The organism is Metabacillus dongyingensis (genome assembly GCF_019933155.2).
GTDB lineage: Bacteria > Bacillota > Bacilli > Bacillales > Bacillaceae > Bacillus_P > Bacillus_P dongyingensis.
Genome location: NZ_CP082944.1, coordinates 4,287,937 through 4,300,751 on the forward strand (window position 1 = coordinate 4,287,937; position 12,815 = coordinate 4,300,751).

A 12,815-nucleotide genomic window follows, 5' to 3' on the forward strand; every position below is an offset into this window, starting at 1 on the left:
TTCGCTCCTTTAGTATATGGAAATTATTTTATTAATTATTATCATTATTCTGACAAATGAATTTGTACGGCTTCATCTTTTGTTGTTATTAAAGTTCCTTGTTCTGTATAAGTCATTTTGCCATTACTTACTGAATCTACTTTTTCAACATTGCGTAATAAAATACTATAAGAATCAGGCATATTGTTTGCTCTGAACGAAATCTTGCTGCCTTCTTTGATTGCGGTTACACTACCTGCTTTTTCACCATGAATGTTATAAATATCTGCTGCAGTTCCTTTTCCATCTGCTAATTCAAACACATGGAAAGTCACTCCATCTGCATAGTCATATTCTGCTTTGCTATCGATAGCTCCAACAGGTATGATTGAGTTTTCTCTTGCCATGAACGGCAAGCTCATGTAACCGTGTTCCTCGGTATGCCACTTCTCTCCTTGTATCGCTTCATTAGTCAAGAAGTTTGTCCATTTACCGTCTGGAAGGTAGTATTTAACAATTCCCTTTTCATTGAAAATTGGTGCAACCAATAGTGAATCACCAAACATATATTGTCTATCTAAATAATGACATGTTTCATCATCCGGAAATTCAAGTACCATTGGCCTCATCATCGGTACACCGGTTTGAGCTGATTCACATGCATTCCGATATAAATATGGCATTAGGCTGTTTTTTAATTTCGTAAAGGCCCTTGTTACATCAACCGCTTCATCATCGTAAATCCAAGGCACTTTGTATTCTGTATTTCCGTGATAGCGGCTATGGGAGGACAATAAACCAAATTGCGTCCAGCGCTTGTATAAGTCTGGAGTCGTGCCATGTTCAAATCCAGAAATATCATGGCTCCAATAGCTAAAACCGGATAAACTGAATGACAATCCGCCACGTAAGGATTCAGCCATAGATGGATATGTAGACCAGCAATCCCCACCCCAATGAACAGGAAACTTTTGGCTGCCAACTGTAGCCGAACGAGCAAATACAGCTGCCTGATCTTTTCCAAACTTACGCTCTAATAATTTAAAAACCACTTCGTTGTATAAATAAGTATAATAGTTATGCATTTTCATAGGATCTGATCCATCAAAGTAAACGACGTCGGTTGGTATCCGTTCGCCAAAATCTGTTTTAAAGGAATCTACCCCCATATCGATGAGCGCTTCTAACTTTTCTTCAAACCATCTGCAGGCATCCGGATTGGTAAAATCGACAATACCTTGACCAGCTTGCCATTTATCCCATTGCCAAACGCTTCCATCTGGCCGTTTCAACAAGTATCCTTTTTCCATTCCCTCTGTAAACAACTGGGACTTTTGACCAATATACGGATTAATCCATAAACAAATTTTTAATCCTTTATCTTTTAATCTCTTTAACATAGTTTCTGGATTAGGGAAAACACGATTGTCCCACTCAAAGTTGCACCATTCAAATTCTTTCATCCAAAAACAATCAAAATGGAAAACATCTAAAGGAATATCTCTTTCAATCATTCCATCTATGAAACTATTTACTGTTTCTTCATTGTAATTTGTTGTAAAAGACGTACTTAACCATAAACCAAATGTCCAGGCAGGCGGCAGACTCGGTTTTCCAGTCAAAGTTGTGTATTTCCCCAAAACATCTTTCATGGTCGGACCATTAATAATATAGTATTCGAGACATTCTCCTTCTACACTGAACTGCAATTTAGATACTTTTTCTGAACCAACCTCAAAGGATACTTTTTCGGGATGGTTCACAAAGACGCCATACCCCTTATTGCTCATATAAAATGGAATATTCTTATAGGCCTGTTCGCTGCCTGTTCCTCCATCTTCATTCCAGATATCAACGGTTTGGCCATTTTTCACAAACGCAGTGAATCTTTCCCCTAATCCGTAAATCAATTCGCCAACATCCATGGACAGCTGTTCGCGCATGTGGGCATTTTTTTGATCGGTTAATATATAACTCATCGCTTTACTTTCACTAGAGGTTAATTGCTTTTCATTATTATAAAATCCTAGATTCCATACATCTTTTTTGTTGAACTTTGCATGCAGGCTGCCACTGGAAAATACTATGTCATCTTCGGTTTCTTCTATTTCGATCGATACATCTTTTTTATTTAATTCAAAATGAGGTCCCTTGTTGTTGCTCCCCAAGTGATGAAACATTTTCACACAAATCACATCTTCTATTGGTGAAGATAATTGAATGGTCATCATACCGCCATCTAACGTTTTTCCTCTGTGAACGATATGATCGAAAGGAGCATATATCGTCAGGTCCTTCTCTGTTTTTCGAACATCATATACTTCCATTGGATATTGCAGGATATAACCTTCCTTATTTAACCAGTTTCCATTAGAGAACTTCATGTCCAATCCCCCTTTTTGTATTAGCTTTAGAGTAGAAATCAAGTAATATCAATAAAAAGAATAGATCTAAACCCCGTATTTCAGCCTTATCTTCGTTCGTTGATTAAACTAACTTTACGAGAAAATTCTATCACACGTTATTTTCACTTGCAAGCGTTTACTTTCAACAAAAAATAAATGTTTTTTTGCAATAAAATAAGGATACCATGATATTTCTTTAATAAATTCCCTATTAAATATAAGAAATTAATAACAAAACCGAGATTTAACAAGGTGTTTTTATGAAATATTTATCATTTTTTTGTTAATTCATTGCCAAAAGTTAGTTTGGATATTAAACTTATTATATAAACCGGATATTCTTTAGAAAAAACGTTTCATTTTGGAGGAGTATTATGAAGGTGGCAGATAGATATTACATTCGTGAGATGAATGAGAATCTCGTTCTTGAAATAATCATTCAACAAGGTACAATTTCACGAGCAGATATTTCCAAGCTGTGCGGATTAAATAAAGCAACCGTATCATCTATTGTTAACAATCTTTTAGAAAAAGACCTAGTAAAAGAAATTGGGATTGGTGAGAGTAGCGGGGGAAGAAAACCGATTATGGTGACGTTTAATGAGAAAGCGGCATTATCCCTTAGTATCGATTTAGGTGACAATTATCTCTCATCTATTCTTACTTATTTAGACGGAACAATCATTTTGCAAAAAAACATTGATGAAATCATCATTAATAAGCGGACCGTCATGAAAGAACTTAAAGACCTCATTACTTATTATCTAGAGCAGGCTCCGCACACTACCTATGGTGTTATCGGTATTTGTATAGGTATTCATGGAATTGTAAATGATAATCAAATCGTATTTGCTCCATACTATAATTTCGAAGGTTTAAATTTAGTAGAAAATCTCGAAAAGGTTTTCACGATTCCAGTAAGATTGGAAAATGAAGCAAATTTGTCTGCTTTAGGGGAGAAAATATTTTTAACCAATGTACCAAATTTCGTTAGCATCAGTGTTCATACTGGGGTAGGTGCCGGAATTATCGTTAACGATGAATTGTTTAGAGGCTCAAAGGGATATGGCGGAGAAATTGGACATATGATTGTGCATCAAAACGGAAGAAAATGCCCTTGCGGAAACAGAGGCTGTATTGAACAATACGCTTCTGAGAAACGACTTCTAGAGGTGTACCGTAAAAAGAAAGGGCAAAAACAATTAACATTTGAACAGCTTATTCTCGATTACAAAAATAATGAACAGGAAGCATTAGACATCGTGAATACTTTTATCAATTATATAAGCATTAGTGTAAATAACATCTTTACAGCCTTCGATCCCGATGTCTTTATTCTCAACAGCCGGTTTACAAGTGATATAGATGGATTGGTCGGCTCTATAAAGGAAAAAATCAACAATAAAATGAATAGCGATACGATTATCAAAAGTTCAACTTTACGGGAAAAAGCCACTCTGTTAGGCGGCGTACATGTAAACAGCACATCTTTTTTGGATATCAAGCATTTCTCATTCCAAAATATGTTAGGTGACAGCTCACATCCAGCTTCAAAATAATATTTAGCTGCATAAAAAACGAACTTTAGAAAAAACAAGTTCGTTTTTTCTTCATTTATTCTCTTCATTCAGAGAAGCAAACAAAAACGTACATAAAATCAAAAAAACAATCGGGTGTCGGACTAGGGCTAAAGCAGGAAGGAATCAATAATATAACGGTTGATATAAGAGGAAAAACTAAAAATGGAGATATCTTTGAAAGAACAATTGTTCAATCAGTCTGCGTAGATTCAACGGGAAAAATATTCAGTCAATAAAACAAATCAAATCCACCATTTCCTTGGGTGGATTTTTAACATTTAAACCGATTTTTTCAAGGTGGGACTTTGCAGCTGATTGATTTTTTCATCCAGCTTTTGAATTTTCTTTAATGCAGTCTTTTCGCTAATTGTCCGGTAATGATGGCCTCCGCCTGGTTCCTCATCCATTTCATCAGCTAAGCGAACTACTTTTTGAAGTGAATTTTGATTAAGCGAGCCTTCCGGCAGGTAAGAATCTGTATGCAGCAAAATAGCCAATGCGATCTGTTTAGCAGATTGCGGGTCCTCCCCAAGACGGATCAAAAGCTTATGGGCACGTTCTGCACCTTTTATCGCATGTATATCATTCTCTTTATACTTTTCATAATCCCATTCCCCATCTGTGTACCACTCATAATGCCCAATATCATGAAGCAGGGCTGCCTTGGTTGCAAGATCGGGATCTACACCGTGCTGAATGGCTAATCTATATGCATGGTAGGTTACTGCAATTGCATGCGCTACTCCTGAACGCTGTAAATATTTTTGAGCAATTGGATGGGAATAAACCTCTGTCAATGTTACATTTCGCATGTAATCTCCTCCCTGTAAATAGTTTGAAACCGGTAATTTCTATATAATAAAGCTGAAGTATTTTAAAAAATATTTCTGTATACATTAACATAATACGGCATTTGCCGCAACAATCCTGTTATATTGTATGACATGATAACCAAATCTATCTAACTTCTTAAATATTTTAAGCAGGTATACTTGAGTTGCCTTTCATTTCGTGTAGAATTACACTATATCAAGGGAAAAGGAGCTCTTTCATGAAAAAACACGAACTAACCGCCAATCTATCTAAAAAAATGCTTCTAATCCGGACTGAATCCCGTTACACACAGGAAGAAATGGCTGAAGTACTTGGGCTCTCCAAAAAAACGCTCGTGCAGATTGAAAAGGGACGGCAGGAAGCATCATGGTCAACGATCGTTGCATTGTGTGCTCTCTTCAGACACAGCAGCATTCTTCAGCAGACTACAGGCGGTGACCCCTTAGATATTCTGCAGCTCGTTGCTCATCAAAAAATGCAGACCCGCAAGGAAAAGACACTTGGTGGAAAAATATGGTGGAAGGATGTTAATCAGATCAAAGGATTCAAACTCCAGCAAAATGTGATCAGCTTCCATTTTCGGATCATTGATGAAGACGATTATCGCTGGTACTCTTCCTTTGACCGGACAGAAATGGAAAATAAGCTGAATGAGCTGACAGATATCCATTTAACCTGACGATTTTAGAGTTTGTCTTTAATATATATATGTCAATTTTAATGAGTTGCCCTAGGGAAAATCATTAAAAATCATGTTGATATTGAGGATATAGAAAAGGGACGCCATTTGGACGTCCCAGACCGCTGTTTATCCTTTTGTTTGCTCATTCATTAGTGTTTTCATCTTCTGATTGTGTTCTTTCATCTGCTGTAATTTTGCATTCAGCATTTCTTTGATTTTGGCTTTGTCCTTGCTGTCGATTGCTTTCTTCCACTGCTCTCTCATCTCTTGTCTTCCTTGATGGTGTTTTATTTTATGTTCTCTGAAAGCTTCCATCTTCTCTTTCATTTGTTCCTTCGTTATTTCACCTTTTTTCACTTTCTCTTCAAGCTCTGCTATTTCCTGTTTTCTCTTTTCTCTAAGTGCATGATGCATCTCTCTTAAACCTGTTTTATCCAGCTGCTTGAAAAGCTCTTCTCTCTCCTTAAATACATTCTCCCATTCTTGTTTCGTTTCAGGTGAATACTTACTTACTAATTCAAGAATCTTTTGCTCCCGTTCAGCTTTTGTCTCATGCCAGTCCTTCTTCATTCCTTCATCATTTGCAGGCTCATGCTGCTCACTGATCTGCCATTTTTCTGTGTTTGCCATTGCAGTTGTTGGAATGACAAGTGCCAGTGCAGTAAAAGCAATAAGCCATTTCTTGTTTTTCATTTTTCCATCACTCCTTTTTCGTCTATCTTCCTTATCATGTCCAACTGATTCCGTAACATAATAAGAGAATTATGTGAAATCATGTGAAAATTATTTTAATAGAATTCTAAAGGGAAAACGGAGTGACTTGTGGAAATTCTTCTAAAAGGAGATGAGAAGAATGAATTCAAATGAAATTTTCAAAGAACAACTAACAGCCTGCTTTTTTGAAGATAATTGGTTTGCCTCCCTTGAAACAGCCCTAAAGGATTTAACCGAGGAACAAGCCTCGTGGAAACAAGAGGAAAACATTCATTCGATTTGGGAGATTATTAATCATCTGGTTTTCTATAACACAAGACATCTTCAACTTTTTAAAAAAGAGCCTTTGTCAAACAGTCACCCTGCTAATGAAGAAACCTTCATCATCAAAGATGGTGATAATTGGCATGACCAAAAGGAGAAGCTTTTTCTGGTCATAAAAGAATGGATAGAGGAACTTGAAAAATTGTCGGAAGAAGAACTTCAATCATCCGTTCGAGAAGATAATAAAGAGCCGTGGATTTCCGTTTTGCTGAATGTAACCATCCACAATGCAAGTCATGTCGGTCAAATTATCCTTATCCGTAAACTCCAAGGAAGTTGGAAAAAGGAACTTAGTGTGTCTTGATACACGAAAAGGAGAGCCGGCTGCTTAACTCCTAGACAGAAAAGGATCCGTCAGTAAAAGCCGGTTTTGCTTTTACTGGCGGAGCGTTCTGGGAGGAGTTAGGAGGCGGAGCTAGACAATAGAAAAGCGGAATCTCCCGTTTTGCCCCGACAGACAGATAAGTCTCTGACAGAAAAGTCCGGGCTTGACTTTTTTTTGCAGAGACGTTCTGGCGGCTGACCGGGGAGCCAGGCAAGTATAAAGAAACGGAACACCCATGTCAGGATGCTCCGCTCTGTTATTATATAAGTTCTTTTATGTCATATACTCTTCCATTTTCAATTGGACCGTTTAATAACTTAAGCAGTTCACTTGCTACAAATTCAGCGGATCTAAGCTTCCCTGATTCATGATATTCTTGAAACCTTGCCACTTCTGCAAAATCCTCAGGCAGTGTATTACGGATATTTCCCTGCATATCTGTGTCCATAATTCCCGGTGAAAATGATAGGACAGTGACAGGATGCTGTTCTTGTTTCTGTTCAAGTCCAAAAGCTTTAGTGAACATATCAAGCCCAGCCTTTGAGCTGCAGTAAGCATTCCATCCGTAGATTGGATTGTTGGCAGCGCCAGATGAAATATTGACTACCACTTTTTCGGCTTCTATATTCCTGGTTTTATCTGCAAAAGCATTTGATAATACCATTGGTGCGATCAAATTCAGCTGGACATGCGCTTCAAGTTCAGCCGCTTCTGCTTTCCCCACAGGCTTCATAGGGTCAACCGTACCCGCATTGTTAATCAGGGTGATCCTTTCTGCAGCATTCAAATCAATTTTTTCGAAAATTTCAGGGATCGCTGCTTCAACATGAGGAGCGTTTGATAAATCGCATGCTACAAATTGCAGAGCAGCATCTTTTTCAACAGCAAGACGTCTTAGTTCTTTATTCTCAGACCTTGAAAGATAAATAATTTGATGGTTGGGTTTCAGCAGCTGTTTTACAATGGCTTCTCCGAGTCCCCGGGATGCACCAGTAATAATCGTCGTATTCATAGTATCGCCCCTTCCTTCTTATCCTGTATTTTATCAAAGTTTTAAGCTGTCTAATAGAAATTAGATTCTAAATTATTTTCAGCTGACATTGTTTGCAGCATTAAAGAAATGCTTATACTAAAAAACTGCCGGGAATCTCCCGGCAGCTTAATTTCTTGCCTATTACTTTTTTAACTGATTGACTATCTCTTCACTTACCGCATTTTCTCCGCCAAGAACGTTAAATTCATCAGCTTTGATCGCCGCTAATGCTGCTTCTGTTTCAAAAGGAATGTATTTAGGCTTAACTAGAAGCATTGATGCATTTTCTTTGGCTGCAAGTACAGATCCGGCAAGTGCATCCGCAAAGTCCTCGCCTGTTGTAATAAACACCTTATTTGATGGATTGAGCTCTGTCGCAATGGCAGCAGCTGTTCCGTATCTGTTTTTTCCGTAATAGCGTTCAGGTTTTTCAAGCTGCTTGAATACTTTAGCATTTACTGCAGCTTCACCGCCTACTACGATTGTACTGTCTATATTTTTTAATGCTTTCTTTGAAGCTTCTGGAAGCAACTTAGAATCCGTTAATAGGACTGGATATCCTTTAAGCGCTGCATAAGAAGCTATTGATAGCGCATCAGGGAAATTCCTTCCATTTGCTATGATCGCTTTTTCAGGTGCTCCGCCTAGAACAGCTGCAATGTTTGCTGCTGTTTCAAAGCGGTTATCTCCGCCAATACGCTGCACTTTTAAGTCCATTCCTTTTAGCTGGTATTTCACATAGTCGCTAACTGCACCTGTTCCGCCAAGAATAACTGCTTTCTCGGCACCAAGGCGCTTGATTTCTTCTTTCGCTGCTCTATTTAATGATCCCTTTTCTGTCAGCAATATTGGTGCATTAAGCTTATAAGCAAGCGGTGCACCGGCAAGCGCGTCAGGGAAAGAATCTCCGCGGGCAAGAACAACGGTTTTCGCTGTTTCCCAGCCTGTTTTAGAGATTTCAACAGCTGTTTCATAACGATTTTTACCCTTAATGCGTTTTACAGGAGTTTCATTTACTTCTGTTTCTTGAATAATTCTGCCTTCAACAACAGGTGAAACTGGATTGTTCTTAGCAAGATATGATGTAAAGACCTCATAATCTACTATAAATAACTCTGTCATACGGCCTTCATCTTTAGCTTTTTTAAACATCGTATAGCCGTCTCCGCCATCTGCTGTAAATGCATTGGTGGCAACTCTATATGTTTGCTTTGCATCAATTGCTTCAAATCCATTATCTGTTTTCGCTTCAGCAAACCAAACCCGGTCTCCGGCAGGCTTTGTTATGTCATACTTGAATTTAATACCTGATACTTGCAGGAAACGTCCTTCTCCTGTTTCTACTCCGCTTACACTGTGCTCAAGGGCATCCAGGATTTCCTGGCCTGTGAGGTCAAGTGTCACCAAGTTGTTTCCAAACGGCAAAACTGTCAGAACCTCGCCAAGCGTAATCTCTCCAGAATTGATGGACTCACGGATTCCTCCTCCGTTTTGAAGAGCAATATGCGTTTTTACAGATTCATTTGCTTTCGCAACCATTCCATCTGCAATAAGATTTCCTAAGTTTGTTTCTTTTGTGCGTACATCTGCACGTTTTCCGTTAAGTTCAACCGAAGTATTTCCAACTGCTTGGTTCTTAATTTCTTCAAGCGGCACTTTGTATTCTTCAACTTTTTCCTTTGCAGCAGCATCCTCAGCATAGTTTGAAAGTGTAACTAATTGACCATTATGACCAGTTACAACACCATCTTTGTTAAATGTCACATCTACTAAACCAAGGAAGTTTAAGTATTCGCCGGCTTGAACAATAACAGTAGGCTCTTCTTTCTCGATTAAAACTGGTGCATCCAATTTTGTATGAGAGTGGCCGCCTACAATTAAGTCAATTCCATCTACTTCTTCAGCAAGCTTTAAGTCTGGAGAATACCCTAAATGAGAAAGGGCAATAACTTTGTTGACGCCTTCTGACTTAAGCATATCGATCGTTTCTATTGATTTTTGAACAACATCTTCGAATACAACATTTTCTCCCGGGCTTGCAAGGAATGCCGTATCAGGTGTTGTTAATCCATAGATCCCTACTTTTTCTCCATCTATTTCTTTGATGATGACAGGATAGATGTTTCCGCCTTCACCAGGTGTTCCGATTTCATTTTTGAAAAGGGGACCTAAATCAGCATCTGCTGTAACATTTACGTTTGAAGACACCATTGGGAATTTCATTTCATTTATAAAGTTTGCAAGTGTTTTAGAGTCTTTATCAAATTCATGATTTCCGAGTGTCATAGCGTCATAGTTCAGGTGATTCATAAAATGCAGATCAGCCAGTCCAAGATATTGGCGGAAGTATAGTGTTCCTGAGAAAACGTCTCCTGCATCAACAAGTAAACTGTTCTCTTTTTGACTCCGCAATTCGTTTACAGCTGTGATTAAACGAGGATAGCCTTCAACGTGTGCATGTGTATCATTTGTATGCATAATAGAAAGATTGAACTCGTCATCAGAAGATAGGTCAAACTGTCCAACATAAGCATCGTGGTCACTTGCACGGCCATGCTCTTCCATATATGGAGAGTTAAAGTTGACAATATCATATTCTGCACCGGCAGCCAGTTGATTCGATGCCAGCATGTGGTCAAGAACCTGTGCGTTGCCTTGGTAGTTATACGTATAGCGTTCAGCTGCAGGAAGGCTTTCAACTAAATTCGCAAGCTCAGAACCTTTTAGGATTTGGAGCGGTGCCGAGAATTCGAAGTCATTTAAATCTCCCATTACAACTACATTCGCATTTTCATTTTTTTCGTGAACATCTTTTACAAAAGAATGAACAATTTCAGCAATTTTCAGGCGCTGTTCTTCGCTGCCCAATACAGGAGGCTGATTTTTGCCGAATAGCGGCTGGTCTCCGCCTTTAGAGTTGAAATGGTTATTGATGACAATAACATCTTCTCCTTTAAAGGTGAATTGTGCAGCAAGCGGCTTGCGGCTGTCTTCAAAAGCCGGGTTTGCCGGATCGATTCGTCCAGGATTTAATGTCAATGAGCCATTTTCGTAAGCTACTGCCGTTGTTGCATCACCTTTTGTTCCTTCTGATAAAGTGACTCTTTCAGGATTGTACAGGTATCCAACACGGATATTCCCTCCTGGAACGCCGCCATCCTTTTTATCTTCTGGTGCAATTTCAGTAAATGCGTAAGCAGGACCGCCGTTAGCAGCAATTGCATCGCTGAGCGCTTTGTAGTTTGCATCTCCTTTTACTGTCCCGTCATCTGTTTCGCCGCTTTCATCCAGCACTTCTACCAAACCGATAATGTCTGGAGATTTTAAGTTGTTAACAACAGATTTAGCAAGCTTATCGCGTTTTTCCGTATCTGCTGCTGCAAAGTTTTCGATGTTATAGCCTGCAATCGTTAATTTATCTTCTTCTTTTTCGATTATTGTAACATCTGATGTAACTTCTCGCTCTGTCAATTCAGGCAGATTTGTTTCTTTTACTAGAATCTTAAAGTTGCTGAAGCTGTAGCTCACAACACCTGTAACAGTTCCGCTGAACTGATCTCCGGCTTTTGCCGCATAGCTGCGGTTATCTAATAATAAGAACATTTTCTCTGGGTTTTGATTATCTTTAGTTAGTAAAGGCGCGCCTTCTTTTGTATAGGCTTTTCCTTCTTCTTTTCCTGTAATGACAGGTACTTCACCATACTTTTGCGGACCGGTAACAGTCGGATTTTCAAGAGAAACACGCATACCTTCCAAGCTTTCATAAAAATCAATTCCATCTTCCTGCGGATCGAATGTGCCCAATTGGTCATTGTCGATTACTTCAGTCGGAGGAATCGCATCTTTGCCGATGGTGACAGCAGCTGGCAATGCTTGACCGCTTGACTTAATAGTTACATTTCCGTACTGAGCATTGATTTCTGTCATGGCAAGGTCCGTTTCAAGCTTCTCTGCATAGCCATCCAGGACCCATTCCTTTACTTGTCCATCTACTGAAACTAGATCACCGGCTTTTATGCCGTGTGACGGTTTGTAAACAAGAACAGCCTCTGATGTGTTTGCATTATCATCAGGTGACGCATCCTGCATATAGAAGTTGCTTGCATCGACTACATGGGTTGCTACACCTTCAACTGCTTTTACGTTCTGTGATTGATAAGGTGAAACATGGCCGGCACCTTGGATATCATGAATTCGCAAGCCTTCAATTCCTTCAAATGGCTTCGGTTCCTCAGGTGTTTCGCCATCGAAATTCATAGCAGTAGGGTTTTTAAGTCCTGGAACTGAAAAATAAGCTTCTAATGATCCAGTAATAATGACTTTTTTGCCCACTATATCAGGATTCGTTTTCAGACCGAATTTTGCCCGCAGCGCTGTTGGCAATTGAACAGGAAGAATTTTTGCCGGATCCGTTTCATCTGCCTTGTCTGCTATAGCAAAATTTGTATCAGCGCTAAAAGGCGCTTCAAAATCATAGCTGGTGCCACTGTTTGTATAACCGACTATATATCCTTCTACAGTACCTGTACCGGAGTTATTGGCGATCGCTTCTTGCACTGTTAAATTGGCTGCCGCTGATACAGTCGTGCTAAATGGAACAATATAACTGACAAGCAATGCCAAAATCGTTGTCAGAATGAACAACTGCTTTTTCATAATCTTCAACCTGATTCCTCCTCAAATTTAATAAAATTGCAAAATAAGCATATGTACCATTTATCCGCTTATTTTAGCTGCCGCTAAACTAAAAACCGGAAAGTGATGATGGCCCCACAAAATGTAAGCGCTTACTGCGAAATACGTCCTAATACATCATCCATCGGAAAGGCTCCTTCGTTCTAAATCAGACGATTAATGAACACCTCCAAATAAACCTTGTTATTTAGCACTCTTTAAATATATCATTTTTTTGTCAAAAATTAACGAATTTACAGATGAT

Annotated in this window: 8 protein-coding genes; 3 read left to right on the forward strand and 5 right to left on the reverse strand. The window is 38.9% G+C overall.

Annotated features, from left to right (window positions below):
- Nucleotides 1–44 precede the first annotated feature (44 nt).
- Nucleotides 45–2,363, reverse strand: a complete 2,319-nt coding sequence (yicI, locus tag K8L98_RS21320; RefSeq protein WP_223437935.1) for an alpha-xylosidase — start codon at nt 2,361–2,363, stop codon at nt 45–47.
- Nucleotides 2,364–2,758: 395 nt separating this feature from the next.
- Between yicI and K8L98_RS21325 the strand changes: the two genes are divergently transcribed.
- Nucleotides 2,759–3,943 carry an ROK family transcriptional regulator gene (locus tag K8L98_RS21325; RefSeq protein ID WP_223437937.1) on the forward strand — a complete coding sequence of 395 codons (1,185 nt, stop codon included), beginning with the start codon at nt 2,759–2,761 and terminating at the stop codon, nt 3,941–3,943.
- 299 nt (nt 3,944–4,242) lie between these two features.
- Here the strand turns inward: K8L98_RS21325 and K8L98_RS21330 are convergent, their stop codons facing one another.
- Entirely contained in the window at nt 4,243–4,776 is a 534-nt protein-coding gene (locus K8L98_RS21330; RefSeq protein ID WP_223437939.1) for an HD domain-containing protein, read from the reverse strand.
- 239 nt (nt 4,777–5,015) lie between these two features.
- On the opposite strand from K8L98_RS21330, the gene K8L98_RS21335 reads away from it, so the two are divergent.
- On the forward strand, nt 5,016–5,477 hold the full coding sequence (locus tag K8L98_RS21335; RefSeq protein WP_223437941.1) for a helix-turn-helix transcriptional regulator: 462 nt from the start codon (nt 5,016–5,018) through the stop codon (nt 5,475–5,477).
- Nucleotides 5,478–5,606: 129 nt separating this feature from the next.
- Here K8L98_RS21335 and K8L98_RS21340 read toward each other — a convergent pair whose 3' ends face one another.
- Entirely contained in the window at nt 5,607–6,173 is a 567-nt protein-coding gene (locus tag K8L98_RS21340; protein ID WP_223437943.1) for a hypothetical protein, read from the reverse strand.
- A 160-nt stretch (nt 6,174–6,333) separates the two neighbouring features.
- Between K8L98_RS21340 and K8L98_RS21345 the strand changes: the two genes are divergently transcribed.
- Entirely contained in the window at nt 6,334–6,822 is a 489-nt protein-coding gene (locus K8L98_RS21345) for a DinB family protein (protein WP_223437945.1), read from the forward strand.
- 280 nt (nt 6,823–7,102) lie between these two features.
- Here the strand turns inward: K8L98_RS21345 and K8L98_RS21350 are convergent, their stop codons facing one another.
- Together K8L98_RS21350 and K8L98_RS21355 are read right to left on the reverse strand one after the other, a co-directional pair.
- A complete protein-coding gene (locus K8L98_RS21350) occupies nt 7,103–7,855 on the reverse strand; it encodes a (S)-benzoin forming benzil reductase (protein WP_223437947.1) in 753 nt (250 codons plus the stop codon).
- Nucleotides 7,856–8,017: 162 nt separating this feature from the next.
- On the reverse strand, nt 8,018–12,532 hold the full coding sequence (locus K8L98_RS21355; protein WP_223443656.1) for a cell wall-binding repeat-containing protein: 4,515 nt from the start codon (nt 12,530–12,532) through the stop codon (nt 8,018–8,020).
- Nucleotides 12,533–12,815 lie beyond the last annotated feature (283 nt).